Source organism: Streptomonospora mangrovi (assembly GCF_027604915.1).
Classification (GTDB): domain Bacteria; phylum Actinomycetota; class Actinomycetes; order Streptosporangiales; family Streptosporangiaceae; genus Streptomonospora; species Streptomonospora mangrovi.
The window spans coordinates 1-25,336 of the sequence record NZ_JAJAQC010000015.1 but is presented as its reverse complement, the minus strand read 5'-3'; the positions used below and the strand labels follow the sequence as shown (position 1 = coordinate 25,336).

General features: G+C 72.5%; 24 protein-coding genes and 5 tRNA genes. 18 read left to right on the top strand and 11 right to left on the bottom strand.

Annotated elements, in window-relative coordinates; all coding sequences use genetic code 11:
- The first annotated feature begins 227 nt into the window (after positions 1-227).
- Together LG943_RS10540 and LG943_RS10535 are read left to right on the top strand one after the other, a co-directional pair.
- Positions 228-929 (top strand): TetR/AcrR family transcriptional regulator, encoded by a 702-nt coding sequence (locus LG943_RS10540; RefSeq protein ID WP_270072049.1) that lies wholly within the window; start codon positions 228-230, stop codon positions 927-929.
- 65 nt (positions 930-994) lie between these two features.
- Entirely contained in the window at positions 995-1,846 is an 852-nt protein-coding gene (locus LG943_RS10535; protein ID WP_270072048.1) for a maleylpyruvate isomerase N-terminal domain-containing protein, read from the top strand.
- 180 nt (positions 1,847-2,026) lie between these two features.
- On the opposite strand, the gene LG943_RS10530 is transcribed toward LG943_RS10535, so the two are convergent.
- Positions 2,027-2,947 carry a penicillin-binding transpeptidase domain-containing protein gene (locus tag LG943_RS10530; RefSeq protein ID WP_270072047.1) on the bottom strand — a complete coding sequence of 307 codons (921 nt, stop codon included), beginning with the start codon at positions 2,945-2,947 and terminating at the stop codon, positions 2,027-2,029.
- Positions 2,948-2,990: 43 nt separating this feature from the next.
- The gene (locus LG943_RS10525; RefSeq protein WP_270072046.1) at positions 2,991-4,067 is read right to left on the bottom strand and encodes an MBL fold metallo-hydrolase; all 1,077 of its coding nucleotides are present in this window, start codon (positions 4,065-4,067) and stop codon (positions 2,991-2,993) included.
- 202 nt (positions 4,068-4,269) lie between these two features.
- On the opposite strand from LG943_RS10525, the gene LG943_RS10520 reads away from it, so the two are divergent.
- On the top strand, positions 4,270-4,860 hold the full coding sequence (locus tag LG943_RS10520) for a TetR family transcriptional regulator (protein WP_270072045.1): 591 nt from the start codon (positions 4,270-4,272) through the stop codon (positions 4,858-4,860).
- Between the two features lie 125 nt (positions 4,861-4,985).
- Here the strand turns inward: LG943_RS10520 and LG943_RS10515 are convergent.
- Positions 4,986-5,058: transfer RNA gene (locus LG943_RS10515), tRNA-Lys, on the bottom strand.
- A gap of 162 nt (positions 5,059-5,220) precedes the next feature.
- Between LG943_RS10515 and LG943_RS10510 the strand changes: the two genes are divergently transcribed.
- From LG943_RS10510 to LG943_RS10495, 4 genes are all read left to right on the top strand, one after another.
- On the top strand, positions 5,221-5,781 hold the full coding sequence (locus LG943_RS10510) for a GNAT family N-acetyltransferase (protein WP_270072044.1): 561 nt from the start codon (positions 5,221-5,223) through the stop codon (positions 5,779-5,781).
- Positions 5,782-5,907: 126 nt separating this feature from the next.
- Positions 5,908-6,969: a glucose 1-dehydrogenase gene (locus tag LG943_RS10505; protein ID WP_270072043.1), complete on the top strand. Its 1,062-nt coding sequence runs from the start codon at positions 5,908-5,910 to the stop codon at positions 6,967-6,969.
- Positions 6,970-7,129: 160 nt separating this feature from the next.
- Positions 7,130-7,387: a PspC domain-containing protein gene (locus LG943_RS10500; protein WP_270072042.1), complete on the top strand. Its 258-nt coding sequence runs from the start codon at positions 7,130-7,132 to the stop codon at positions 7,385-7,387.
- Positions 7,387-7,584: a hypothetical protein gene (locus LG943_RS10495; RefSeq protein WP_270072041.1), complete on the top strand. Its 198-nt coding sequence runs from the start codon at positions 7,387-7,389 to the stop codon at positions 7,582-7,584. The genes LG943_RS10500 and LG943_RS10495 overlap by 1 nt, the downstream gene beginning before the upstream one ends.
- Positions 7,585-7,600: 16 nt before the next feature.
- On the opposite strand, the gene LG943_RS10490 is transcribed toward LG943_RS10495, so the two are convergent.
- A complete protein-coding gene (locus LG943_RS10490; RefSeq protein ID WP_408648581.1) occupies positions 7,601-8,803 on the bottom strand; it encodes an MFS transporter in 1,203 nt (400 codons plus the stop codon).
- 799 nt (positions 8,804-9,602) lie between these two features.
- Positions 9,603-9,947: a metallopeptidase family protein gene (locus tag LG943_RS10485; protein WP_270072040.1), complete on the bottom strand. Its 345-nt coding sequence runs from the start codon at positions 9,945-9,947 to the stop codon at positions 9,603-9,605.
- A 245-nt stretch (positions 9,948-10,192) separates the two neighbouring features.
- On the opposite strand from LG943_RS10485, the gene LG943_RS10480 reads away from it, so the two are divergent.
- The 4 genes from LG943_RS10480 to LG943_RS10465 all read left to right on the top strand — a co-directional run bounded on the left by LG943_RS10480 (position 10,193) and on the right by LG943_RS10465 (position 12,390).
- On the top strand, positions 10,193-11,794 hold the full coding sequence (locus LG943_RS10480; protein ID WP_408648577.1) for a metallophosphoesterase family protein: 1,602 nt from the start codon (positions 10,193-10,195) through the stop codon (positions 11,792-11,794).
- 245 nt (positions 11,795-12,039) lie between these two features.
- Positions 12,040-12,112 (top strand) — tRNA-Glu (locus LG943_RS10475).
- Positions 12,113-12,216: 104 nt separating this feature from the next.
- Positions 12,217-12,291 (top strand) — tRNA-Asp (locus tag LG943_RS10470).
- A gap of 25 nt (positions 12,292-12,316) precedes the next feature.
- Positions 12,317-12,390: transfer RNA gene (locus tag LG943_RS10465), tRNA-Phe, on the top strand.
- Between the two features lie 90 nt (positions 12,391-12,480).
- On the opposite strand, the gene LG943_RS10460 is transcribed toward LG943_RS10465, so the two are convergent.
- Positions 12,481-13,014, bottom strand: coding sequence for a site-specific integrase (locus LG943_RS10460; protein WP_270072039.1), 534 nt, complete (start codon positions 13,012-13,014; stop codon positions 12,481-12,483).
- A gap of 147 nt (positions 13,015-13,161) precedes the next feature.
- Positions 13,162-15,429: a hypothetical protein gene (locus tag LG943_RS10455; protein ID WP_270072038.1), complete on the bottom strand. Its 2,268-nt coding sequence runs from the start codon at positions 15,427-15,429 to the stop codon at positions 13,162-13,164.
- A gap of 411 nt (positions 15,430-15,840) precedes the next feature.
- Here LG943_RS10455 and LG943_RS10450 point away from each other — a divergent pair, with 411 nt between their 5' ends.
- Complete coding sequence (locus LG943_RS10450) at positions 15,841-16,758, top strand: LLM class flavin-dependent oxidoreductase (protein WP_270072037.1); 918 nt, start codon at positions 15,841-15,843, stop codon at positions 16,756-16,758.
- A gap of 186 nt (positions 16,759-16,944) precedes the next feature.
- Entirely contained in the window at positions 16,945-17,202 is a 258-nt protein-coding gene (locus LG943_RS10445) for a hypothetical protein (protein WP_270072036.1), read from the top strand.
- 79 nt (positions 17,203-17,281) lie between these two features.
- On the opposite strand, the gene LG943_RS10440 is transcribed toward LG943_RS10445, so the two are convergent.
- The 4 genes from LG943_RS10440 to LG943_RS10425 form a co-directional block, all read right to left on the bottom strand.
- Complete coding sequence (locus tag LG943_RS10440) at positions 17,282-17,695, bottom strand: nuclear transport factor 2 family protein (RefSeq protein ID WP_270072035.1); 414 nt, start codon at positions 17,693-17,695, stop codon at positions 17,282-17,284.
- A gap of 74 nt (positions 17,696-17,769) precedes the next feature.
- Positions 17,770-18,261: a hypothetical protein gene (locus LG943_RS10435; RefSeq protein WP_270072034.1), complete on the bottom strand. Its 492-nt coding sequence runs from the start codon at positions 18,259-18,261 to the stop codon at positions 17,770-17,772.
- 238 nt (positions 18,262-18,499) lie between these two features.
- A complete protein-coding gene (locus tag LG943_RS10430) occupies positions 18,500-18,874 on the bottom strand; it encodes an RNA-binding S4 domain-containing protein (RefSeq protein WP_270072159.1) in 375 nt (124 codons plus the stop codon).
- 266 nt (positions 18,875-19,140) lie between these two features.
- On the bottom strand, positions 19,141-20,136 hold the full coding sequence (locus LG943_RS10425) for a LysR family transcriptional regulator (RefSeq protein WP_270072033.1): 996 nt from the start codon (positions 20,134-20,136) through the stop codon (positions 19,141-19,143).
- 186 nt (positions 20,137-20,322) lie between these two features.
- Here LG943_RS10425 and LG943_RS10420 point away from each other — a divergent pair, with 186 nt between their 5' ends.
- The 5 genes from LG943_RS10420 to LG943_RS10400 form a co-directional block, all read left to right on the top strand.
- The gene (locus LG943_RS10420) at positions 20,323-21,525 is read left to right on the top strand and encodes an MFS transporter (RefSeq protein ID WP_270072032.1); all 1,203 of its coding nucleotides are present in this window, start codon (positions 20,323-20,325) and stop codon (positions 21,523-21,525) included.
- A gap of 318 nt (positions 21,526-21,843) precedes the next feature.
- Positions 21,844-23,523 (top strand): ABC-F family ATP-binding cassette domain-containing protein, encoded by a 1,680-nt coding sequence (locus LG943_RS10415; RefSeq protein ID WP_270072031.1) that lies wholly within the window; start codon positions 21,844-21,846, stop codon positions 23,521-23,523.
- Positions 23,524-23,644: 121 nt separating this feature from the next.
- Positions 23,645-23,719 (top strand) — tRNA-Asp (locus LG943_RS10410).
- Positions 23,720-23,767: 48 nt separating this feature from the next.
- On the top strand, positions 23,768-24,505 hold the full coding sequence (locus LG943_RS10405) for an rRNA methyltransferase (protein WP_270072030.1): 738 nt from the start codon (positions 23,768-23,770) through the stop codon (positions 24,503-24,505).
- A 144-nt stretch (positions 24,506-24,649) separates the two neighbouring features.
- The coding region (locus tag LG943_RS10400) for a nitrate reductase molybdenum cofactor assembly chaperone (protein ID WP_270072029.1) at positions 24,650-25,336 on the top strand (687 nt) is incomplete at its 3' end.

The window sequence follows — 25,336 nt, the reverse complement described above, 5'->3', positions numbered from 1 at the left end:
CGGCTCGGGCGTCCGCCGGCCGGTGGCCCGCCTCGGCCCTGCCGTCCTCAGCGGCCCCACCGTCCCCGCTGTCCCCGGCGCTCCCGCCGCCGCCCCCGGGGGCCACTTCTTCCGATCGTGCCGTCTCTTCCCCAGCATGGCCGCTCCCCACCTCATCCGTCATGTACGGCGTACATGTACGACGTACAAGGCGCACGTTAACCTGTACGCTGTACGATCGTCAAGCGATGCCTCAGCAGACCCGCAGGTCCTCCGCCGACAGGACGACCCTCACCCCCCGCGCGGTGGTCGACGGCGCGCTCGCGCTCGCCGACGCCCACGGGCTGGAGACGGTGACCATCCGTCGCCTGGCCACCGAACTCGGCGTCACCCCCATGGCGCTCTACTGGCACTTCCGCAGCAAGGACGACCTGCTCGACGGCATGGTCGACCGCGTCTACGACCGCGTCCACGACCGGATCGCCGCCACCCTCGACCCCTCCGCCCCCTGGCAGCGCCAACTGCGGGGCGTGCTGGAGGCCATGGTCGAGGTCCTGCGCGCCCACCCCGCCACCGCCCCGCTCCTGGCCACGCGCGGCACCATGTCCGAAAGCGGCCTGCGCGCCACCGAGGCCGTGCTCGGCGTCCTGCGGCGCGCCGGGTTCTCCCCGGACGAAGCCACGCAGGTCGCCCGGCACGCGCTCAGCACCGTCACCGACCTCGTCGGCCAAGCCGGGCGCGCCACCGCGCCCGCCGAGGAGACCGACGAGGCCGCCGCCGCCCGCCGCCGCGCCCGCGCCCACCTGGCGGCGCTGCCGCCCGACCGCTTCCCCCACGTCATCGAGGCGGCCGGCCCCCTCAGCGCGTGCGAGGACCCCGACGCCCACTACGCCTTCGGCCTCGACCTGCTCCTCGCCGGCATCGAGACCACGGCCGCCCGCCGCCGCTGACCGCGCGCCCGCCCGCCCCCGGAAAACCCCTGCCCGACGCCCCGCCCCTCCACTACGGTGTGGCCATGTCGGACTTCTCCTGGCTCGGACCCCCGCTCGACACCCGCGCCCTGTTCGGCCCCGAGCGCGCCCGGCTGCTGGACCTGCTGCGCGTCCTCACCCCCGCCGAATGGCGGGCCGAGGCGGTGCCCGGCTGGAGCGTGCACGACCTCGCCCTGCACCTCCTCGGCGACGACTACAACCGCCTGGCCCACCTGCGCGACGCCCACCCCGGCGGCCCGCGCCCCCGCCCCGGCGAGGCGTTCGAGGCGTTCATCCACCGCGCCAACCGCGAGTGGGTCGAGGCGACGCGCCGCATCAGCCCGCCCCTGCTCATCGAGGCCCTCGAACTGACCGGCCGCCGCGTCGCCGAGGCGTGGGCGTCCGCCGGCCCCGACGCCCCCGCGCTGCCGGTGTCGTGGGCGGGCGCCGACCCCGCGCCGCTGTGGCTCGACTGCGCCCGCGACTTCACCGAGTACTGGACCCACCGCCAGCAGATCCGGCTGGCCACCGGCCGCCCCGCCGAGGACGGCCCCGAGCACGGGCCGCACCCGCTCGGCGAGGTCGTCGACACCTTCATGCGGGCGCTGCCGCACACCCTGCGCACCGCCCCCGCCGCCGCCGGCACCCGGGTGCGCGTGGCCGTGGGCGGCCCGGCCGGCGGGGAGTGGACGGCGACGGCGACCGCCGACGGCTCCTGGACCCTGGCCGACGACCCCGGCGGCGACCCGGCGGCCGAGGTGGAGTTCGACGCGGCCACCGCGTGGCGGCTGTGCGTGCGCGCCATCGACACCGGCGCGGCGCTTTCGCGGGCGCGGACGGCCGGTGACCGCCGCCTGGCCGAGGCCGCCTGCCGGATCGTGTCCGTCATCCGCTGAGGCCCGCCCGCATCCGCTGCGGCCCGCCCGCCGCGCGGGCGGACGGGCCGCAGGGATCGGTCCCACCGGTTTTCTGCCGGTCCCGCTCGGTCCCGCTCGGTCCTGTCGACTCCGCCGGGGCTGCCGCCCCGGCCCCGCCGGCGTCGGCGGGACCGCGCGAAGCCCGCGCCCCCGGCGGGCTCAGTCCGTCCCGGCCGGCAGCACGCCCAGCTCGTCCAGCAGTTCGCGTGTCATGGGTTCGCGCAGGTCGGCGTGGGCGTCGCTCTCCATTTCCAGGCGCAGCGCGAACGCGGTGACGTCATCGCCGTCCTCGACCCAGCCGACCATCCACCCCGGCATCAGCTCCGGCCCGTCGGCCCACCCCGACTTCCAGTACAGGTCGCGGCCCTCGGGGTCGTCGATGTCCTGGCGCACCATGTCGTGCAGCGTGGCGACGTGCTCGGCGTCCACCGGCAGGTCGCCGGTCGCCACCCGCTCCATGAACAGCGCCTGCTCGGCGGCGGAGATCGAAAGCGGGCCGTGCAGCCAGAACTGATCGATCCGGTCGGGTCCGCCGATGTCGCGGTTGCCGTAGTCGAACCGCTCCACCCAGGAGCCCATCTCCTCGTGCCCGACCCGGCGGGCGAGTTCCTGGAAGATCGGCAGAGCCGAGATGCGGATCGCCTCGCGCATGCTCATGTCGTGCTCCCACTTGTCCACGCGCTGCGGCTCGCCGCCGTAGGGCACGACCTCGTCGGCGCTCTCCACCGCCCCGGCCTGGAGGCTGATGAGGGAGTTGGGGATCTTGAAGGTGGAGGCGGGCTGGACCCGCTCGTCCATCTCCTCGGGGTTGACCACGGTGGTCTCGCCGGTGGCACTGTCGTAGGCGACGAACGTGCCGTTGACCCCGGCGTCGGCGAACACCGCTTCGAGGTCCGCGCGCACGCGCGGCTCGGGCGCGCTCGACGCCGAGGCCGACGCCGATGCGGACGCCGAGGGCCGCTCGGGCGCGCCGTCGTCGGCGGCGCAGCCCGCCAGCGCGGCGGCCAGGGCCAGCGCCGCGCCCGCCGCCGCGGCGCGCCGCGCCCGGCCCTGGCGGGCAGAGTGGGGGGTGGTGGGCATGGGTTCCTCTTCCCTGTCTCGCATGGCTGGGGGTCCGCGGCCGTCAGACCGTGAACGGTTCCAGGTGGCGGGGGTCGAGCACCCGCCCCCGGTCGCCCACCAGTTCGCGCAGTTCGGCCACGACCGCGCGGTTGGCGGTGTCGTGGACGCCGGGGTCGTCCAGCGGCGTCACCAGGTCGTCGTTGTGGGTGGGGATCACGGTCGCGGGCCAGTCCAGCGTCGTCAGCGCCCGCCGGAAGTAGTCGTGGACGGCGGCGTTGCCGCTGGCGCCGAGCACCAGCACGTCGGGTGAGGTGTGGGCGACCTCGCGCGCGTCGAAGTTGGCGGTGCCGCTGAGGAACATGACGCTCAGCCGCCCGGTCACGGTGACCTGGTAGGCCAGCGAGCCGCCCTCCACCAGCTCGCCGAGGGTGGTCGGCTTGGGCGGGACCGAGGTCAGGGTGCCCGCCGGGGAGAACCCGTAGCCGCCGAGCTGGCTGTGCAGGCTGCGGAAGACCTCCACGGTGTAGGCGGGGCGCGGGTGGTCGGCGTCCTTGAGGGGGTAGCGCAGGTGCTCGCCGCCGGTCACCAGCACCAGGTCGGCCTCGCGGTCGGCGGGCACGCCCATCGCCCGGATCAGGTTGAGGTGGGTCTCGTTGCCGAACACCCGGATCCGGCTGTCCCGCCACCGGGGGTGGGACAGCAGCGCGGCGACGTCGCCGAGGTGGTCCCAGTGCCCGTGCGTCACCAGGATGAACTCCGGCGCCTGGGGCAGGTGGTGCTCCAGCACCCAGTCGATGATCCGCGCGTCGGTGGCGATGGGCTTGGCGGGGTCCATCCGCGACCCGCCGGTGCGGTACTCCTGGCGCGACAGGTAGGGGTCCACCAGCACGCGGTGGCCGTCGAACGCCATTTCCCACCCGGCGATGCCCAGCCACCGCAGGCGCACGCCGTGGCCGCCGCCGGAGGTGTCGGCCAGGGCGGGGGCGGGGACGGCGGCGGTGCCCAGGGCGTGGGCGGCCAGGCCCGCCGCGCCCGCCGCGAAGGTCCCGCGAAGCAGGCCTCGTCGGCTGAGGCGCGGGCGGGGGGCCGCGCCGGTGCCCTCGTCGTCGTCCGGTGGTGTCGCGCACGCGTGGCACATGGGGATACGTCCTTACCGTGTCGAGTGGGCGGCGTCCCTCGGCTGCCAAACGGCGCCGGGGGCCGCGGGGAGACGGGCGGAGCGGGGAGCGGGCCGCGCGCGCCCGGTGCGGCCGAGGGGCGCGTACCCCGGCCGCGGAGTGCACCGAACAGTAACAAACGAACCAGTTCGTTCGGTAGGGGGCTGGCAGACTGGGGAGGCCATGCCACGAAGTGCCGCCGAAACCAAGAAGCGCATCCTCGCCGCCGCCGTCGCCGAGTTCTCCCGGCACGGGATCGACGGCGCCCGCATCGACCGCATCGCCGACACCGCCCAGGCCAACAAGCGGGCCATCTACGAGTACTTCGGCGACAAGGCGGCGCTGTTCGGGATCGTCCTCGCCGACCAGCTCGACCGGCTGGCGGCGGCGGTGGAACTGCGGCCCGAGGCGATCGACGCGTTCGTCGGCGAGCTGTTCGACTACTGCGCGGACCACCCCGAACTCGTCCGCCTGGTGCAGTGGGAGGCGCTGTCCCTCAAGCCCCGCGAGGCGCCCCGGCACGCGGAGCGCTCCGCCAGCTACCAGGCCAAGATCGCGGCACTGGCCCAGGCCCAGCGCGACGGCCACCTCGACCCGGCCCTGGACCCCCGCCGGGTGCTGCTCCTGCTCATCGGCATGGCCGAGTGGACCCTGTACGCCCCCCAGTTGGGCGACATGATCCTGGGCACCGACCCCGACACCCCGCACAACCGCGCGGAGCACCGAGCGTTCCTGGTCACGGTCGCCCAACGCCTGCTGCGGCCGGCCCCATGAGCGCACCCCCGGCCCGATGGCCGCCTTCCTGGCCGAGGCCGACACCCTCTGAACCCCTGCTGAACAGCCGAAACGAACGCGGCCCCGGAGCCTGGCTCCGGGGCCGCGTGACGTGCTGGTGGCGGTAGGCCGCCCGGGGCTCGAACCCGGAACCTACTGATTAAAAGTCAGCAGCTCTGCCAATTGAGCTAACGGCCCACCTTGCAGTATAGCGGTGTCGGCATCCCGGATGCCCCTGGATTACCGGCCTGTCGGGTTGTCCACAGCCCGGGGGAGCCGAGCGGCGGAGGTGCGGCCCGAGTGGCTAAGGTGGCTGGCGGTCGGCCGCGCGGGCGGGCCTGCGGGGGAGCGGAGGGGCGGATGTACACGGTTTCGCTGGGCGACGACGGCGCCGAGCTGCGGCCGCTGGAGCCGTGGCGGGCGCAGGAGTTCCTGGACCACATGGACCGGGGCCGCGAGTTCATCGGCCGCCACATCGCGCTCGCCGACGCCGTCACCGACCTCCCCTCGGCCCGGTCCTTCCTTCAGTCCTACGCCGAGCGGGCCGCCGCCGACACCGCCCGCATCCACGGCATCTGGTTCGGCGGCACGCTCGTGGGCGGCGTGCTGTTCCGCACCATGGACCTCCGCATGGGCACCGCCGAGGCCGGGTGCTGGCTGGAGCCGACGGCGGTGGGCCGGGGCCTGGTGACCCGCGCCGCACGGGTGCTCATCGACTGGGCGGTCGAGGAGCGCGGCATCCACCGCGTGGAGTGGCTGGTGGCCGCCGAGAACGCACCGAGCATCGCCGTGGCGCGGCGCCTGGGCATGGTCCGCGACGGCGTGCTGCGCGAGAGCTTCCCCTACCGGGGCAGACGCCTGGACATGGAGGTCTGGTCGGTGCTGGCCCCGGAGTGGCGCGCGGCCCGCGAGGACTCCTGACCCCCGCCTGCCCCCCACTCCCGGTCCCCCCTGCCCCTTCGCCCCCACCCGCAGGTTTCACCGCGCCGCTGGCGGCAAGGCCACCCCCCAGAGAACGCGAAGAGGCCGCTCAGGGAGGCACCCGCCATGCGCGCAGTGACAGTCCGCCCGTCCCAGCGGGGATCGGTCGAGGTCCGGGAACTTCCCGACCCCGAACCCGCCGACGGCGAGATGCTGGTCCAGGGCCTGGCCCTGGGCGTGTGCGGCACCGACCGCGAGATCGCCGACGCCCAGTACGGCGACCCCCCGGCCGGGCGCGACTGGATGGTGCTTGGCCACGAGTCGCTGGGCCGCGTCCGCAGCGCGCCCCCTGGCAGCGGGTTCGCCGAGGGCGACCTCGTCGTCGGCGTGGTCCGCCGCCCCGACCCCATCCCCTGCCCCGCCTGCGCGCACGGCGAGTTCGACATGTGCCGCAACGGCCGCTACACCGAGCGCGGCATCAAGGGGCTCGACGGCTACGGCGCCCAGGCGTGGTGCGTGGAGCCCGACTACGCGGTCCGCCTCGACCCCGGCCTGGAGCGCGTAGGCATGCTCATGGAGCCCACCACGGTCGTGGCCAAGGCGTGGGAGCAGGTCGACCGGGTGGGCGCGCGGGCCTGGTTCGAGCCGCGCCGGGTGCTGGTGACCGGCGCCGGGCCCATCGGGCTGCTCGCCGCGCTGATCGGGGTGCAGCGCGGTCTAGAGGTGCACGTCCTCGACCGGGTCGCCGACGGCCCCAAGCCCGAGCTGGTCCGCCACCTGGGCGCCAACTACCACACCGGCGACAGCGCGCGGGTGGTCAGCGCGCTGCGGCCCGACGTCGTCGTGGAGGCCACCGGCGCCGGGAAGGTGGTGTTCGACGCGATGTCGGGCACCGCCGCCTACGGGATCGTGGTCCTGACCGGCGTCTCGCCGCGCGGGCGCAGCCTCACCGTGGACGCGGGCACCATCAACCGCGAGATCGTGCTGGAGAACGACGCCGTGGTCGGCTCGGTCAACGCCAACCTGCGGCACTACGAGCTGGCCGCCGACGTCCTGGCCAAGGCCGACACCTCATGGCTGGAGCGCATGATCACCCGCCGCGTGCCGGTGGCCGACGCGCTGCGGGCGTTCACCCCCGAGCCCGACGACATCAAGGCGGTCATCGCCCTGGACCCCTCGGCGGAGTGACGCGCCGCCCCCACTGCCACCGTTCCCGGACCGGCCCCGGCCCACCCGTGCCGTCCCCCGGCCGTCCCCGGGGCGTCCCCGGGGCGGTCAGGGTTGCATCAGGGGATCCCCAGGGGGCTTCCCCATGGGCAAACCGGCGCGCGGCGGGCAGGCTGGAGACATGAACGAGAACTTCGGCAAGAAGACCCTTCGGCGCAGCCGCGGCCAGCGGCTCCTCACCGGCGTGTGCGGGGGAATCGGCGAGTTCGTCGGCGTCGACCCCAACATCATCCGCCTGATCTTCGCCGTGCTCACGCTGATGGGCGGCGGGATCGTGCTCTACATCATCGCCTGGCTGGTGATGCCCGAGGAAGGCGGACAGTCCTCCGTCCTGGAGCACATCGTCCGCAACTTCCAGGGCAAGAAGTCGGAGCTGTGATGTGGTCGCTCCGCGCCAGGTCGGGGTTTGTCTCCCGGCTGCCCCACGCCTTCGACGCCCGGCGGGGCGACACCGGGGACACGCGGCCCGGGCGCGGGCCGCTGGCCCCGCACGCGGCTGACGCCGAATCCGGCGGCGAGGCGCGCCCCGCCCACGCCGCCCAGCACCCGACCCGCACGGCGCCCGCCTGGCGCTAGCGGCGCGGCCCGGCGCTCAGGCCGTCTCGGTGTTCATGCGGTCGATGGCGCTCTGGGAGATCCGCGCCCACGGCACGGCCAGCGCGGCGGCGGCCAGCACCCCGGCGATCCCCGCGCCGGTGATGACCGCGTGCGTGCTGGCGACCTCGACCAGCAGGCTGGCCAGGGCGATCCCGATGCCCTGCACCGCCTGGAGGCCCGCCGCCACCAGCCCGAACGCCAGGCCGCGGCCCTCGGGCGGCACGCACAGCACGAACGCGGCGTTGGCCACGAACTGGTAGGAGGCGGCCATGCCCGACAGCGCCAGCAGCACCACCATCACCCACAGCGGCGGATGGGCGAACCACACCAGCAGCGGGGCCGAGGCCGCCACCGCCATGGGGCCCATCAGCCGCATGCGCGTGGCCGGGTTGATGAGCCGGGTCAGCACGAACCCGCCGACCACCGCGCCCATGGAGTGCCCGGCCATGATGAACCCGGCGGCAGTGGGGCCGGCGCCGACCTCGTCGGCGATGGGGTTGGCCAGGCCGTAGGGCATCATGTAGATCCCCGCGAGCCAGGCGAACAGGCCCAGCGTGCGCAGCCGGGAGTCGCCGAAGACCAGGCGCGTGCCGTCGCGGGTGACCTGCCACAGCGACGGGCGCTCCTCGGCGTCCTGGCGCGCGGCCGGGCGGAACCGCACCCCGAACTGGATGATGGCGGCCGAGGCCAGGAAGGTCAGGCCGTTGTACATGACCGCGGAGTTGGGGCCGATGAGTGCGACCACCCACCCGCCGGCGGCCAGCCCCACCAGGGTGCCCGCCTGGGTGGTGAGCTGGATGATGGCGGAGGCCGCTACGTAGCGGTCGCCGTGGACGATCTCGGCCATGAGCGCGGCGCGCGCGGCGGCGAACGGCACCATCGGCAGGATCGAGCAGAACAGCAGCACCCAGATGCCCCAGATGGGCATGCCGGGGATGCCGATGCAGATGACCAGCGCGGCTCTGATGATGTCGCAGCAGACGATGACCCGGCGGCGCGGGAAGAGGTCGGCCAGGCCCGACAGCAGGGGGCCGGCGATGATCTGCGGCGCGAAGGTCAGCGCCAGGGTGACCCCGGCGGCCAGCGCGGAGGCGGTCTGCTGGTAGACGAGGATCGTGACGGCGACGCTGAGCAGGAAGTTGCCGGTCATGGACAGCGCCTGGGCCACCCACAGCGCCTGGAACTCGCGCATGCCCATGACCTCGCGGTAGCTGCGCCGCCAGTCGGGGGCGGGCGCGGGCTCCTGCTGGGGCGGGGGCGAGGCGGCGGGGTCGCTGACCGCGCCGGCGCCGGGGGCCTCGGGAGGCCCGCCGGAGGCGCCGGAGGAGTCGGGGGCGGGGGAGCCGGGGGATTCGTCAGGAGAGGCGGGGGCGGCCTGGGCTCCGTGAGGTGCGGGTGCGCCGGAAGTCTCAGGGGCGGTGGAGGCCGTGGGGGCGCCTCCGGGCGAGGCGGGTGCGCCGGAAGCCGTGGCGGCGGCGCCGGGGGAGTCAGGGGAGCCAGGAGCGCCGGGGGAGCCGGGAGTCCCAGGGGAGTCGGGAGCCTCGGACCCGCCGGGCGCTTCGGGGCCGCCCGGGGGAGCCGGCGCCTCGACGGTGGGATCGGTGTCCGGTTGCGGGCGCGGCGAAGGGGTGTCGCCGCCCGGCTGCGGGGGGACATTGGCCTTGTGGCTGCCCGTGCGCGGATTACCCACCCGGACTCCCTTGCTCAATGGGATAACGCATAGTTGTTGTCTGATCACCTACCGTTCCTGATTGGGCGGTGCGTTCGCAAGCGGTTTGCCGGAATTCGTGTCTGTTTTGTTGTAGGCGTTTTGCATATGCCGTCGTGTGTCGCCATGCGTGCCAATCACTAAACAGGTCGCTATGTCACGATTCCTCTGCATTGGGTGTTGTATCAATGGAGGGTGGCACACCCGTAGCCGAATCGACGGCGCGGCCCCCGGGCGCCCCGGCGGGGCCGCGGCCCCCACGAGGGAGGACGGACCGGCGCGGCCGTCCTCAGCCCCACCCCAGTTCGTGGAGGCGGTCGTCGTCGATGCCGAAATGATGGGCGATCTCGTGGACGACGGTAATCCGGACCTGCTCCACGACCTCGTCGGGAGTGGCGCAGACCGCGCAGATCTCCCGCCAGTAGATCGAGATGCGGTCCGGCAGGAACCCGTAATAGCCGTCACCCCGTTCGGTTAACGGAACGCCCTCGTAGAGTCCGAGCAGACCGGGTTCGGGCGGGGACTCGCTGACGGTGATTACCACGTTGTCCATCAATTGGGTGAGTTCGCCGGGAATGGTGTCCAAGGCTTCGGCCACCAGCTCCTCGAACCGGCCACGCGTGAGTTCGACCACGCCATGCAGTCTCCCGCACACCGCCGCGCCGCACGAGTGGGGTGGGCCACAGTTCCGTCCGGGCAGGACGCCGGGGAGGCCGCCGCGCCCGCCGACCGGGAAGGCCGCCGGAGGACTGCCGGTGGGCCGCCGTTGGGCCGCCGGGACGGCCGCCCGGCGGGGCCGCGTCCCTGCCCGCCCGGGGCCGCGTCCCTGCCCGCCCGGGGCGCGGCCCCGGCGCGGATCCGGCGCGTCGGCGCGCGGCCATGGCGAGGGACACGTTGGCCGGGCGGGCTCATGGGCATGATGGAGGGGTGTTGTCGCGCCTCCGCCCCCGCCTGGCCGCGGCCGGGCGTGCCCTGGCCGGCCGGTTCGCCCGGCTCCGCCGGGGCCGGGCCTGGCGCGTCGCCGCCGTGGTGGCCGCCGGGCTGCTGGGCGGCTGGCTGGGCCTGGCACTGGGCGGGCAGGTCGTCACGCCGATCGGCCCCGCCGACATCGAGCTGAGCGTCAGCCCCGACTGGAACGGCGAGACCGTCCTGGACGTGTCGCCGCTGGGCAAGCTGGAGTTCGACACCCACGCCGCCCCGCTGCGCTTCGAGGCCGGCATCTCCGAGATCCGGTTCTCGGCGGCCGAGGAGATGTTCCAGGACCCCGAGGCGATCGACCGGATGGCGGCCAGCATCGGCTCCGAGCTGCGCACCGGCGTGATCCGGCTGTTCGTCCAGGCCGTGGTGGCGGCGGTGCTGGGCGCGGCGCTGACGGCCCTGGCGGTGTTCCGCGACTGGCGGCGGGCCGGGTTCAGCGCGCTCACGGCGCTGGGGGTGCTCGCCGGCGCGGGCGGGCTGACCTATGCCACCTTCAACCCCGCCGCCATCGCCGAACCCCGCTATACCGGCCTGCTGGCGGGCGCGCCGCAGGTGGTGGGCAGCGCCGAGAACGTCGTCAACCGGTTCTCCCAGTACCGCGAGCAGTTGGCGGGACTGGTGGGCAACGTGTCGCAGCTCTACGAGGCGACCTCGGCGCTGCCGGTCTACGAGAACGACGACGATACCATCCGCGTGCTGCACGTGTCCGACATCCACCTCAACCCGGCGTCGTGGAACGTCATCCGGTCGCTGACCGAGCAGTTCCAGATCGACGTCGTCGTGGACACCGGCGACATCACCGACCGGGGCAGCGCCGCCGAGGACGTCTTCGTCGACGACATCGGGTCGCTGGACGTGCCGTACGTGTGGGTGCGCGGCGCCCACGACTCCATGGGGACGCAGCGGGCGGTGGAGGCCCAGGAGAACGCGGTCGTGCTGGACGGCGGCACGGCCGAGGTCCGCGGGATCACCTTCTACGGCGCCGGCGACCCCCGGTTCTCCCCCGACCAGACCCGCGACAACCCCGACGACGAGGAACTGGCCGCGATCGGCGCCGAGCAGGCGGAGGAGACGGCCGGGGCCGAGGAGGCGGTCGACATCGCGGTCCTGCACGACCCGGCGCAGGCGCAGGCGTTCAGCGGGCGGGTGCCGCTGGTGCTGGCCGGCCACGGGCACGACCGGTGGACGGAGGTGGAGCCTACGGGCACCCGGTTCTTCGCCCAGGGGTCGACGGGCGGCGCGGGACTGCGCGGCCTGGACCGGGCCGCCGACGAGCCCACGCCGTACGAGGCGTCGGTCCTGTACATCGACCCGCGCACCGACCGCCTCCAGGCGTGGGACGACGTCACCCTCGGCGGCCTGGGTCTGACCTCGGCCCAGATCGAACGCCACATCGAGGAGGACCCCGACCGCCCCCTCACCCCGCCGCCGCCCACGGCCACCCCCACCCCGCCCACCCCGTCGGTGTCGCGGTCCCCCTCCCCGGAGGAGGAGCCGTCCTAGGGCGGGGCGAGGGCAGGAGGAGGCCGGTGCGGCGCCGGCACCGGCGCCGGGGCAGCGGGGTGGGGCCGGCCCGGCGGCCGCAGCCCGCCCCTCGGGGCCGGATGACCAGCCCCGACACGGGCCGGGCGGACCACCACCGCCCGACAGGCCCGCCAAACCGCTTTGCCACTGGGGTGAAATCTCCCCTATGCTTGACCCGTTCCCGACGACTGACGAAGTGGGAAGTGACGACCTTCGTCGTCGAGGCCCCCATCGTCTAGTGGCCTAGGACGCCGCCCTTTCAAGGCGGTAACGCCGGTTCGAATCCGGTTGGGGGTACGGCTCCGGTCGAACCACTGCCGAAGGTCTGGCAGAATAAGACCCGGAGCGCGGAGCGAGTCACCAGCCGGACCAGGTGCCGACCACCGCGTACAACAGAACAAGGTCCTGTGGAGCAGTTAGGAGTGCTCGCCACCCTGTCAAGGTGGAGGCCGCGGGTTCAAATCCCGTCAGGACCGCTCACACACCGACCGGTGTGCCTGGGGCCAGGTAGCTCAGTTGGTACGAGCGTCCGCCTGAAAAGCGGAAGGTCGGCGGTTCGACCCCGCCCCTGGCCACACAGCAGCAGTGCGAAGAAGCCCGGAAGCCAGTAGGCGCCGGGCTTTTTTGACAGCAACCGTGACAGCAACGGCGACGGCCGCGCGCACTCACTCCAAGGCGCGCCCAGGCGGCCTGCCGAGCGTCCGCCGCCTGTCGTTCAGCCACCCGTGGACGTAGAACGCCATCGTCACGCCGATGTCGCTGTGCCCGAGGATCTCCCGGACCACCTCCGGCGGGACGTCGAGGTTGAGCAGCAGGGTCACGCACGTGTGCCGGGGGTCGTGGAAGCGCACGCCGTCGAGACCGGCCTTGCGGCGCAGCGGCTCCCAGTTCCGGCGCAGGTCGTCCGGCTCCAGCGGCGTCCGGCGTCGGGAGGGGAAGACGAGCCCGTTCTCCGCCCAGTCCGGCGCGGCGTCCGACCGTTCGGCGAACTGGCGGTTGCGGTGCTCCCGAAGCGCTTTCACGCAGAGGTCGGGCAGCGGGACGATGCGAGAAGAGTCGTCGGTTTTCGGCGGCACTAGGTTCAGCCCGCGATTCACGACGTAGCGGGGCGGCGAAACCTTGACGAGCTTGGCGACGTTGCACGGGATGATTGCCTCTCGCGTTGCCGATTCGAGGGCGTTGCGCAGGACGGCGTGCATTGACTTCACCATGGGCGTCGAAAGGGTGGTGTGGCAGCAGTCCTTGTCGGGCGCGGCACAACGCACGCCCACGGAACTCCGGCGCTCCGATCGACGGAATGAAATGTCATCAAACACTTTTTGGCTCCTTCAAAACGCAACCACTCCTCAATAGAGATGCCTCATTAGTGCACTCAATTTACCGGTTTGTTTCTTTAATATAATTTCTCCGGTTGTATTCGTATATAGAGTTGAGGAGAATTGAGGAAGTGTCCCGGGGCCACAATTCCATTGTCCGATTTGAACGTCAAACTTAGAGTGGATGATATTACTGGCCCACGCGATGGCATGGCTCAGACGAACCGGCTCACGGAGGCCATGCTGCGATAAGACATGGGAGATAACCCAGTCATCCGGATGGCGCCTGAGTTGCCAGATGGTCGCTGATAGGGCGTCGAATGTGACCCACGCTCCATGTTGTTTTGTCCATCCAACCAACCTCGCACCACTTTGCGAGAGTTCCGTTTCGGCCCATCGAAGAGCTTCTTTTTTCGGCATGGATGGGGAATTGGCCACGCCGCATAGGATTCCGACTGAAATGCAATCTGGATGATTGTCAAGCATAAATGTCAAATTCGAAGACGGCGTGTAGGTTCGCCTTCGAGGTTTTCCATGTATGGCGCGGAGGCTGTGGACGAGGAAGGGGTCATCCCAGAAAAAATTGAGGACATTCTCCGTATTTATGAGAAGGCGTATCAAGGATTTATGGCAGGGCAACGAATCGATATCGCGCACCACCGGGACCAAGCCAACCCCTGCTAGGCTACCCGAGACTAGGATCTTTTCAGCGATTTCTGCACCCAGAGGGTCACTCAGGATTTCATCGGAATCGTCGATAAAAATCATGATGCCCGGTGCAGTTTTCGAGGGCACTGAGTACCCCTTGTGCGCGTTCCTTGCGTCGATTACTCTTGCCATTCTTTCAAGGTTGAAAATCGTTTGCTTCTTATTGTGAGAGACCCATGATGGATCAGGAGTGAAGCTTCGAAGACCATCAATTTCGCTTGTCGGCGATCTCGGGAAAGCGGGTGCGATGACGAAAACCCCAGATTTAAGAGTCTCTGTCATTATAACGCGAAGAGTATTCGTTTTGCCGGAGCCGTCTCCGCCGAGTATAAGGCCGGAACACACCCCTCCGGTGGGAAAATTCAGGCGCCAAAAAGAAGGCTCCTTCGTATCCGTGTACCATCCCACCTTCACTGTCCCCGAATGAGGCTCATAGGTCGGTTGAACCGGGACTTGCGACTCGATTTTTTCAGATTCGCGCTGTTCCTGAATTTTGCGGCGTATATCGCTCAACCCAGCGAGTGCAGGAGTACTTTTCGTGCCTGTGTTGAGAGAAGACCCACGCGGAAAATGAAACGACGGCGGTCGCCTGACCTCCGGGGCCTCTTCTCCAAAGACACGCAAGTGCACATCGGCGTCCTCAACTTCCGTTGCAAAAATCTTATGTCCTTCCCGGTAAGCAACGCCCTCCAGTGTCCATTGTTTCAATGTCTTGCTTGCGTCTGATTGGCTGATCAACTCATGAGTTATAAAATGACTTCGAACGGCATCAGGTCGCGCCTCAGAGACAAACCTGGATAGCCCAAACCATCCGTCGAGGTGCACATAGAGAAGGCGAAACCCAGCCGCTCGCATGTCCCTCATAGAGGCTGTCGGCGTTTCCGGACTCCATCCAATAAGCTTCTCATTGTACGGCGGTTTGAAGTAGTTGATCATCGAGTGTTCGATCAGATCAACAGATGCTTGCCTAATATCGCCGTTTTCATGGGCGAACTTCTCGTAGTACAGTCGCATGCTCGGTCCGTCGTCTGTGTCATCCAGGTGATCATCACTGCTCCATGTTCTTTTATTGAGAACCAGGGGGGAAACAAAAATATCCCAACTTAACCCACTGTGATCCTCATATATACGCTGAAGTTTCTTGTGCTTCGACGTTCGGTCCCAAGCGTTGCTCGTGCCTCCTTTGAAAGCTTGTCCTACGTACATGACCTCCTGGGTAGCCAACCCCGCGTCTGCCCCAGAAAGGAAAGAAGCAAGAGCCCACGCGTCGCCGTGATAGATTGCTTCTTTGGTGCGTAGTGAAAAATATGATCCGTCGGTGTGTATCTTTAAGTCGCGCGCCTCCCCTATCGTATTTAGATCCATTCCTAGCTCCCGATGTTCCGTTCTCTCTTCCTCTGTCCGGATTTCAAAAACCGCAGTCAATATGTTGTCGTATATCTGCGCTGAGTTGTTGACTATTCGGACGGATGGTCGCCTAGATATCAAGTACCAGTGGCAGTCTTTTAGTGCCTTGGCTAGTTCTGGAGAATCGAACTTCCGCTGGAATATATGCCGAACGCCTAGGTTGTATGCGAGGGTGCCTGCCATGCATTTAGGGTACGCGGCAGGTTTGAATAATCCAGCACCTTGCCAGAAATGCACCTTAATGCCTAGATTGCATAAGTTAAAGCGTATGTGTGCCTAGCTGTCGAGTTAAGCTCTGTTGGATCAAGCTGGTGACCGTCCGTGCCGTCACCCAGGGGTGTTCCGGTGTGCGTGTGGAATGTGCTCTCGGTCCGCCGTTCGGTCTGTCCTCGCCGCAGGCGTTCCGGCCGCTGGTGCGGCGGCCTTGGCGGCCCCGCCACCAGGGGTAATGCCGCTCTCTCCGCCCCGCGAGCAGGGGATCCACGGGTCTGGTGAAGGCTGTGGGTTACATGACGCGCCGTTCGGGGAGGGGAGAGGCCGATGCGGTATGCGTTGTACCTTCCGCCCCTTGGGGAGCTTGCGGATCCCGGGGTATTGGGCGAACTTGCGGAGAAGGCCGAGGCGGCCGGGTTCGACGGGGTGTTCCTGCGGGACCACGTCGTGCGGCCCTCGGCCGGCCTCGCCGTGTGCGATCCGTGGATCGCGCTCTCGGCCATCGCCCTGTGCACGACGCGCATCACCATCGGCACCTGGACCACGCCGCTGGCCCGGCGGCGGCCGCAGGAGGTGGCGCGGCAGGCCGTCGCGCTGGACCGGCTGAGCGGCGGCCGGTTCGTCCTGGGGGCCGGCGACGCCGACGGCGGCGGTGAGTCCGGCGAGGGCGACGGCCGCGATGGGACCGGTGGCGCCGACAGCCGCGACAGGGCCGGCGGCCTCGACGGCGCCGATGGGACCGGCGACGCCCATGGCGGTGACGGGAGCGGCGGGGACGGGCGCCCCTATGCCGCAGGTGCGAGGGGTGATGGCCCTGCCCAACCGCCCGCCGGGTCCACCGCCGACCTCCCGGACGTCCCCCGCCCCCGCGACGCGGTGCTGGACGAAAGCCTCGACGTCATCTGCCGGCTGTGGTCGGGTGAGCGGACCACGCACGCCGGGCCGCACTTCCGCATCGAGGACGTGCGGTCCCTGCCGCGTCCGGTGCAGCGGCCCCGCATTCCCATCTGGGTCGCCGCGCGCCCCGGCGATACCGCGCCGCTGCGCCGCGCCGCGCGGTTCGACGGCCTGTGCCCCGAGACCTCACCCGAGGGGCTGCGGGGGATGCTCGCCGAGATCGAGCGCCGGCGCGGCGGCCTCGACGGTTTCGACGTCGCCGTCGGCGGCCCGCCCGGCGCCGACCCCGCCCCCTACCGCGACGCCGGCGCCACCTGGTGGGTGATGCGCTTCCCCGACACCGTCGGCGCCCGGGACGTCTCCGCCGCGCTGGACCGGTTCGACGCCCGCCCTTCCTCCTGACCCCGGCGGTCCGGGCCGGACCGCGTGCGGCAGGTCGCGGGGGAGCAGGGGATCATGGACGGGAGGGGGTTGGGCGGCGCGGCATCGGCCGACGTCGGTTTCCGTTCGCGGCGGCCGCGCACCCACGTGCACCCACGTGCACCCGCGTGCGGCGGAATGCGGCGGAATCGGTGAGGAGGAGGCAGCGTGATCGGACGGTGGACGATAGCGGTGGCCGTGGCCTGTGCCCTGGTCATGGGCTACTTCTGGTTCACGGCCTACCGCGCCGACGGCTGGAGCCTGGAGGCGATCGTGTTCGCCCTGCTCGCCGTGGCGATGCTCGACGGCGCCTGGGTGTTCCACCGCCTCTCGCGCAACCGCCGCCGCGCGGCAGCGGCGGCGAGCGGAGTCGAGGACCCGTCGCAGGACGGCCTGGCCGGGCCTCCCGAGGACGGTCCCCGCTAGATGTTGGGGGCCGCCCGTCGCCCCCGAGGGCCGGGGGCGAACGCCCGCGCCGGGCGGGCGTCCCGCCCGCCCGGCCGCGTCACTTCTTGTCCGTCCAGGCCAGCGTGATCTCGTACTCGCTGAACCGCCAGCCCTTGGGGGTCCGCACGGCGGTGCAGGCGGTGCGCAGGCCGCTGGTCTGGTGGGGCGGTTGGCCGTCGCGGTAGAAGTACACCAGTTCGTCGGCCGTGGCCCGCGCGCGGTCGCCGTCGAGGTGCACCAGCACGTTGCCGTTGACGTGCTGGGCGTGCTCCCCTTCCACCTTGCTGCTCCGGATGAACGCGGTCACCTCGTCGATGCCGCGCAGTTCACCGCCGCGCGGCGAGTGCACCACGACGTCCTCGTGGTAGACGCTCGCGGCGTCCTCCGGGCGGTGGCCGTCCAGCAGGGCGGCCAGTCGGGCGAACAGTTCGGTGATCTCCAGGCGGTCGGCCGTCTCCGTGGCGATGGACACCATGACTCCTTGATGGTCGCACCAATGTTGGCTTGACCAACAATAGCCTGTTTTGTTGGTCGAGCCAACATCATCTACGGAGGAGGCGGGCTGTTCTTCGCCGACCGGGCGAGGTCGCGCGCCAGGTGGGATCGGTGCGGCCGCCGGGTGCGCCGCAGGCGCGCCAGATCGGCGCGGTTCTGGTGGGAGAGCTGCACGTGGAAGTAGTTGACGTGCTCTGCCAGCGCGAACACCGCCAACCCCGCCCCCGGCCAGACGTGCGTCCACGGCACCTGACCGGCGAACCCCCACGCGACGACCGCGCCCCCGGCCGCCAGCAGCACCGGGTTGGCCATCCGCAGGATGCGGAACAGCGGCAGCCCCGCAGGGCGAAAGGACCGCGAACGCACCTGCGCGGCCTTCGCCCACCAGTAGGCCGAGCCCTCGACCAGCAGGAGCGCGAACAGGGCGAACCCGGCCAGGTTCGCGGGCGCCGGGGGCAACCGGAGGACCCCGAACAGCACCACGGCGAACAGCGGGATGTTGACCAGTTCCAGCACGGCCAGGGTGCGGAGGCGGGAAGGCATGCTCGATTGTCGCCGAGGGCGCGGCACCGGCGGCATGGAACCCCCGTGCGGGCTCGCGCGCGCCCTGGACGGCACGCGTGGCCGAGGACCGGCGGCGGTGCCGCGTCCGGCGGAGGGAGGGGAAGGAGCACACTCTCACCCGGCGGCGGCGGATCCGGGCGGGGGTAAGCGCGGCCGGAACCTGTCGCGCATGCGGGCGGCTTGTCCCAGCGGAGCGCCGGGACAAGCCGCCGCGAGGTCAGCGTTCTCCGCGCAGGCGTTCGATCTGGCGGCGGTCGCGCTTGGTCGGGCGGCCCGCGCCGGGGTCGCGGCGGGGGACCGGGGCGCGGGCCTGCGGCGGCGGCTCCGGGCTGCGGTCGGTGTAGCAGCGCACAGCGACCGGCGCGCCGACGCGCTTGTCGATGATGTGGGTGACGTCCACGATCCGGGTGATCCCGTGCAGCCGGACCTGCACCTCGTCGCCCACGCGCACGGTGGTGGCGGGCTTGGCCGCGCGGTCGTTGACCTTCACGTGGCCGCCCCGGCACGCGCGGGCGGCGTCGGACCGGGTCTTGACCAGGCGCACCGCCCAGATCCACCGGTCCACGCGGCCGCTGGACCGCCCCGGCGGCAGGGGCGCCGCCGGGCGCGCGGCGTCGGCGCCTTCAGTGGACTTGACGCCCTCGGCGCCCTCGGCGCCCTCGGCGGTCGTGGCGGGCTCCGCGCTCTCGGCGCGCCGTGCCGTGCCGCCCTCAGCGGTGTCCGCGCCGTCGGTCCCGCGCGCGGTGACGCCCTCGGCGGGTGCGCCCGCCCGCCGCGCGTCCGGCCCCTCACCGATCCCGCCCCGCGCGGACTCCGGTCCGCCGCCCGTGGCCGCCGGCACCGTGTGCTCCGGATCGTTCACGTGCGCATCCCCTCCAGGCTCGGGACCGAACCCGCCGGCACCGCCGACGGCTCCTCCTCACCGCACTGTAGTGCGCCCCCGCCTGCCCGCGCCCGCGCCGAACCCAGCGCCTCCGCGACCACCGCCTGGAACGCCCGGATCGCCGCCGTCTCGGCCGCCGTGCGCCACACCAGGGCCAGCGCCGAGGCCGCCATGCCGCTGACCGGCACGTACACCACGTCGTCGCGCCGGTAGTAGTCCGCCGTGGGGCGGCACACCAGCATGGCCCCGGCGCCCGACGCCACGGCGGTCAGCCCCTCCTGGAGGGTCTTCACCGGCTCGGTGTGCCCGATCGGCCGCCCCTGGGGTGTGCGGTCGGGCGCGTGGTCGGCCCGCCAGTAGGCCGGGGCGGGGTCGGCGAACGGCACCAGCGCCACCCGCGCCAGGTCCTCCACGTCCACCCCGCTCCGCCGCGCGAACGGGTGGTCGGCGGCCACCGCCAGCATCCGCCCGTACTGGGAGAAGGTCGCCCCGAGGGTTAGGCCGTCCTCGGCCACGGGTGTCAGCACGGTGACGGCGTCGACCTCGCCCCGGTGCACGGCGCCGAAGGGGTCCGACAGCGGCAGCTCGACCACGGAGACGCGGCACTCCGGGTGGCGCCGGTGGAACAGCGCGATGGCGGCGGCCATGTGCCGGTAGACCGTGCCCTGGAAGCCCACCCGCAGCACGCCCGCCACCTCGCGCGCGGCCGACCGGGTGCGCTCGACGGCCGCGCGCACCGCCGCGTAGGCGGGCGCGAGGTCGGCGTAGAGGTCGGCGCCGAGGGGGGTGAGGCGGACGCGGCGGCTGGTGCGCTCCACCAGGCGGGCGCCGACGCGCCGCTCCAGGGCGCGCAGGAGCTGGCTGACCCGGCTCTGGGAGACCAGCAGGCGCTCGGCGGTACGGCCGAAGTGGAGTTCCTCGGCCAGGACCAGGAAGCACTCCAGTTCCCGACTCTCCACGTGCTGCGCCATTGCCGCCTCCGCACTCGCCGAGCTGGAACGATGAGCCCAGCTTATGGAACGGCGAGGACTTCGCCGTTGTTCGGGGGCGGCGGCGCCGGTTGGCTGGCGGGCATGTCGAACTCCATGCCCACCGCCGCATCCCCTGATCCCACGTGCCCTGATCTGGCCTCCGCCGATCCGGCGTCCCGGGATCGCGTGCCGCCCAACACCGCGCCGCCGACCGCGCGGCCCGCGCCGGAGCCGGTGCCCGCGCGGGGCTGGCTCGCGGCGGTCGCGGTGGCCCTGGGCACCTTCACCGTCGTCACGGCCGAGATGATGCCGGTCGGCCTGCTCACCCCGATGGGCGCGGCCCTTGGTGTCTCCCCGGGCACGGCCGGGCTCACGCTGACGATCACCGGCCTGGTCGCGGCGGTCGCGGCTCCGCCCGCAACGCCGCTCGCCGGGCGGATGGACCGGCGGACGGTCCTGGTCCTGACGGGCGTGCTGCTGGCGGTGGCCAACCTGGTCGCGGCGGCGGCGCCGAACTTCGCGGTGATGGTGGCCGCGCGCGTGCTGGTGGGGATCGGCATGGGGTTCCTCTGGACGTTCGCCGTGGGCGTGGCGCCGCGCCTGGTGCCGGGGCACGCGGCGGCGAAGGCGACGTCGATCGTGTTCAGCGGGGTCGCGGTGGCGTCGGTGCTGGGGGTGCCGCTGGGGACGCTCCTCAGCGGCCTCGCGGGCTGGCGCGCGGCGTTCGCCGCCGTGGCGGTGCTGGCGCTGGTGGCGGCGGTGGTGATGGCGGTGCTGCTGCCCCCGCTCCCGGCCGAGGGGCCGGTGCGGGTCGGGGGAGTCGTCCGCACCGTGCGGATCCCGGCGGTGCGGGCCGGGCTGGCGCTGACGGCGCTGCTGGTCGGCGGGCACTTCGCCGCCTACACCTACGTCCGCCCGGTGCTGGAGGAGGCGCTGGGCGCGGGCGCCGCCCTGATCGGCACGCTGCTGCTGGTGTACGGGCTGGCGGGCGTGACCGGCAACTTCGGGGCGGGCGCCGTCGTCGGGAGCGGCCCGCGCCGGGTGCTGGCGGCCATCGCCGCCGTGCTGGCCGTGGTGATGCCGCTGGTCCCGTGGCTGGGCGCGACGGGGGCCGGCGCGGCGGCGGCGCTGGTGGTGTGGGGGCTGGCGTACGGCGGCGTGTCGGTCAGCACCACGGCCTGGACCACGGCGGCGGCCGGGAGCGAGCGGGAGGCGGCGTCGGGCCTGTTCGTCGGTGTCTTCAACGCCGCGATCGGCGCCGGCGCGCTGCTGGGCGGCGCCGTGGTGAACGCGGTGAGCCCGGCGGCGGCGATGTTCACGGGCGGAGGACTGGCGCTCGCCGCCCTGCTGGTGGCGGCCACGGCCCGCTCGCCACGTCCGGAAGCATGAGGGAGCCGCAGGTGGGAGGGCTTCTCGCGGGACGGGGTGCTCCGGGAAACCACCCGGAGCCCCCGCGCCCGCTGAGGGCGGCGGTGGCCCGGGTGAGCGGATACCGGGCCGCACACCCGTGGTCGATGCGGGGGCGGCGACGGCGGCGTGCGCCGCCTGAACCGTCCGCCCACTCGGCCGGTGACCGCGGGCCGGGTCCGCGCTCGGTCCCGGTGCCTCGGCGCCACCCGGCCGCCCGCCCCGGCAACCGATGACCGCGCGCCCCTCCCCGAAAAACCGGTCGACAGGCCGCCGGAGCCCTCGGCATAGTGGCCGCACATGGGCCACATTGACGTCGCCGGTATCGGTTACCACCTGCCCGATGGCCGGGTTCTCCTCGATGACGTCTCCTTCCGCGTCGGGGACGGCATGAAGGCGGTCCTCGTCGGGGCCAACGGCAGCGGGAAGACGACTCTGCTGCGGATCGTCGCCGGAGACATCGACCCCTCCGAGGGGGCCGTCACCCGCAGCGGGCGGCTCGGGGTGATGCGGCAGTTCATCGGGTCGCACTCCGGCTCGGCCGCCGGGAGCGACGAGGACCCCGACGGCGTCACCGCGCCGCTGCGGCCCGACTCCCGCGTCCACGACCTGCTGGTGTCCGTCTCCCCGCCGCGCGTGCGCGCCGCCGCCCGCGAACTCGCCGCCGCCGAGACCGCCCTCGCCGCCCGCGACGACGAACCCGCCCAGCTCCGCTACGCCCAGGCCCTCGCCGACTGGGCCGACGCCGGCGGCTACGACACCGAGGTGCTGTGGGACGTCTGCACCGTCGCCGCCCTCGGCCTGCCCTACGACACCGCCCGCCACCGCGCCCTGCGCACCCTCTCCGGCGGCGAGCAGAAGCGCCTGGCCCTGGAGGCGCTGCTGCGCGGCCCCGACGACGTGCTCCTCCTCGACGAGCCCGACAACTACCTCGACGTCCCCGGCAAGCAGTGGCTGGAGGAGCGGCTGCGCACCACGCCCAAGACCGTGCTGTTCATCAGCCACGACCGCGAACTCCTCGCCCGCACCGCCACCCATGTCATCACCGTCGAGGGCGGCGGCGCCGGCAACACCGCCTGGGTGCACGGCGGCGGCTTCGACGGCTACCACCGCGCCCGCGCCGACCGCCATCTCCGGTTCGCCGAGATGCGCCGCCGCTGGGACGAGCGCCACGAGCAGCTCCGCGAACTCGTGCGCGCCCTGCGCCAGAAGGCCCACACCAACGACTCCATGTCCAGCCGCTACCAGGCCGCCCTCACCCGCCTGCGCAAGTTCGAGGACGCCGGCCCGCCGCCCGAGCCCCCGCGCCCGCAGAACATCACCATGCGGCTGCGCGGCGGGCGCACCGGCGTGCGCGCCCTGACCTGCCGCGACCTCGAACTCACCGGCCTGATGCGGCCCTTCAGCACGGAGGTCTTCTACGGCGAGCGCATCGGCGTGCTCGGTTCCAACGGCTCGGGGAAGTCCCACTTCCTGCGGCTGCTCGCCGACCCCGCCTCGGTGCGCCACACCGGCGAGGCCCGCCTGGGCGCCCGCGTGGTCCCCGGCCACTTCGCCCAGACCCATCACCATCCCGAGTGGAACGGCCGCACCCTCACCGCCGTCCTGGCCGAGGACCACGCGCTGCCGCTGGGGGAGTCCGCGCCGCTGCTGCACCGCTACGAGCTGGTCCACCAGCGCGAGCAGCGGTTCGAGACCCTGTCCGGCGGCCAGCAGGCCCGGTTCCAGATCCTGCTGCTGGAGCTGTCGGGCGCCACCATGCTGCTGCTGGACGAGCCCACCGACAACCTCGACGTGGAGTCGGCCGAGGCGCTGGAGGCCGCCCTGGAGTCCTACGAGGGCACCGTGCTGGCCGTCACCCACGACCGCTGGTTCGCCCGCTCCTTCGACCGGTTCCTGGTGTTCGGCGCCGACGGCCGCGTGCACACCTCCGACACCCCCGTGTGGGACGAGGGCCGGGTGCGCCGCCAGCGCGCCTGACCCCGGCCGACGCGCCGCCCGCGCCCGCCGCCCGACCGGGGCGCACCGTGGTTCGGCGCACTCCCAACTGCCGGTAAAGTTGGTGCTCGTGCGCGGTCGCCCCCGGGCGGCCACCCACCCAGGTCCTGTGGAGCAGTTAGGAGTGCTCGCCACCCTGTCAAGGTGGAGGCCGCGGGTTCAAATCCCGTCAGGACCGCCCTTTTCTCCCTCCCGGCCCGCGCCGCCCGTTCGCGAGGAACCAGCCGTGGCCTACCGCTACGCCACCGAGCGTGCCGACCACTCCGACCTGGCCAGTGGCGCCGTGCTGCGCTCCGCGCCCGGCCACCCCGGGTTCCCCGTCCGCCTGGCCAGCGAGCTGTTCCAGCGCGCCGCCGCCCGCGCCGCCCCCGCCGGCCGCCCCGTCGCCCTGTGGGACCCCTGCTGCGGCAGCGGGCACCTGGCCACCTCGGTCGGCCTCCTCCACCGCGACCGCCTGTCGTGGGTTCTGGCCACCGACGCCGACCCCGCCGCCCTCGGCATCGCCGAACGCAACCTCGCCCTGCTCACCGCTGAGGGCCTGGCCGAGCGCGAACGCGGCCTGCGCGCCGACGCCGCCGCCTTCGGCAGACCCGCCTTCACCGAGCGGGCCGAGGCCGCCGCCCGCCTGGCCGCCCGGCTGCGCGCCGCCGGCGGCGACCTGCCCGCCGCCGCCCGTACCGGCGACGTGTTCAGCCCCACGCCGCCCGAGCGGCCCGTCGACGTCGTGCTGACCGACATCCCCTACGGCGGCCTCAGCCACTGGCGGCACACGCCCGCCGGCACGGCCGACCCCGTCGCCGCGCTGCTGCGCGCGCTCGCCGCCGTCCTGCCGCCCGAGGCCGTGATCACCGTCACCGCCCGCACCCGCAAGGTCGCCCTGCCCGAGGGCGTCGCCGCCCTGGAACGCGTGCGGGTGGGCAACCGCGCGGCCGTCCTGGTGCGCGCCGCCGACGCCCGCCCCTGAACCCTCGCCCGTCCCGCCCGACCCGCGCCCACCCCGCATGCGTTGACCCCGCCCGCCTGGGTATGGGACCCGCCACTGGCTGCGGGGGCTCGACGGGACTCGTTCGTTCGCGTGCTGCCACGACGCAAGGGGCGAGTGATACCAATGCACAACGGCGCCAAGGTGGCCGGGGGACACGGCCGCGCCGGTGAACTCCTGCTGTGCGCGGGGGCGCACCTGACCCGGACGGCGGCGCCGCCCGGGCGGCCCGACCGCGTCCGGGGCCGCCCCAGCGCCGACACCCTGGACGAGGCGCGCTGCCACGCCGTGCTGCGCCAGGCCGCGGCGATCCTGCTGGGCCAGCCCGACACCGCCTTCTACCGGCGGCTCCCGCTGGTCTACCGGGCCCTGCTGGAGTTGCCGCCCAGCCCCGCCCGGCGCGGGCTCGCCGGGTTCTGCGACCACGCCGCCGCCGAACCCGAGGCCGACCTGGCCGCCCACTACGCGCGCGTGTTCGACCCCCGCGGCCGCCGCGCCCTCCAGTTGACCGTGCACACCTTCGGCGGCCACGGCGACGTCCGCCGCCGGGGCCACGCCCTGACCCGCATCCAGCGCGTCCTGGCCGACCACGGCTGGAGCGCCGCCGGGCCCGAGCCGCACGACCACCTGGCCGTGCTGCTGGAGTTCGCCGCGCGCGGCGACGCGGCGGCCGGCGAGGCCCTGCTGGTCCGCTTCCAGCCGGGGATGGAGTTGCTGCGGGCGCGGCTGCACCAGGACCGCAGCGCCTACGCGCCCGTGCTCGACGCGGTGTGCGCCACCCTGCCGCCCCCGTCCGGCCCGCGCGCGCCGGAC

Bases quoted from the DNA above. Each gene is read 5' to 3' on its own strand.
- LG943_RS10540 (WP_270072049.1), top strand. From the start codon at position 228: ATGCCTCAGCAGACCCGCAGGTCCTCCGCCGACAGGACGACCCTCACC.
- LG943_RS10535 (WP_270072048.1), top strand. From the start codon at position 995: ATGTCGGACTTCTCCTGGCTCGGACCCCCGCTCGACACCCGCGCCCTG.
- LG943_RS10530 (WP_270072047.1), bottom strand. From the start codon at position 2,947: ATGCCCACCACCCCCCACTCTGCCCGCCAGGGCCGGGCGCGGCGCGCC.
- LG943_RS10525 (WP_270072046.1), bottom strand. From the start codon at position 4,067: ATGTGCCACGCGTGCGCGACACCACCGGACGACGACGAGGGCACCGGC.
- LG943_RS10520 (WP_270072045.1), top strand. From the start codon at position 4,270: ATGCCACGAAGTGCCGCCGAAACCAAGAAGCGCATCCTCGCCGCCGCC.
- LG943_RS10510 (WP_270072044.1), top strand. From the start codon at position 5,221: ATGTACACGGTTTCGCTGGGCGACGACGGCGCCGAGCTGCGGCCGCTG.
- LG943_RS10505 (WP_270072043.1), top strand. From the start codon at position 5,908: ATGCGCGCAGTGACAGTCCGCCCGTCCCAGCGGGGATCGGTCGAGGTC.
- LG943_RS10500 (WP_270072042.1), top strand. From the start codon at position 7,130: ATGAACGAGAACTTCGGCAAGAAGACCCTTCGGCGCAGCCGCGGCCAG.
- LG943_RS10495 (WP_270072041.1), top strand. From the start codon at position 7,387: ATGTGGTCGCTCCGCGCCAGGTCGGGGTTTGTCTCCCGGCTGCCCCAC.
- LG943_RS10490 (WP_408648581.1), bottom strand. From the start codon at position 8,803: ATGGGCATGCGCGAGTTCCAGGCGCTGTGGGTGGCCCAGGCGCTGTCC.
- LG943_RS10480 (WP_408648577.1), top strand. From the start codon at position 10,193: ATGGCGAGGGACACGTTGGCCGGGCGGGCTCATGGGCATGATGGAGGG.
- LG943_RS10460 (WP_270072039.1), bottom strand. From the start codon at position 13,014: ATGCACGCCGTCCTGCGCAACGCCCTCGAATCGGCAACGCGAGAGGCA.
- LG943_RS10455 (WP_270072038.1), bottom strand. From the start codon at position 15,429: ATGGCAGGCACCCTCGCATACAACCTAGGCGTTCGGCATATATTCCAG.
- LG943_RS10435 (WP_270072034.1), bottom strand. From the start codon at position 18,261: ATGCCTTCCCGCCTCCGCACCCTGGCCGTGCTGGAACTGGTCAACATC.
- LG943_RS10425 (WP_270072033.1), bottom strand. From the start codon at position 20,136: ATGGCGCAGCACGTGGAGAGTCGGGAACTGGAGTGCTTCCTGGTCCTG.
- LG943_RS10415 (WP_270072031.1), top strand. From the start codon at position 21,844: ATGGGCCACATTGACGTCGCCGGTATCGGTTACCACCTGCCCGATGGC.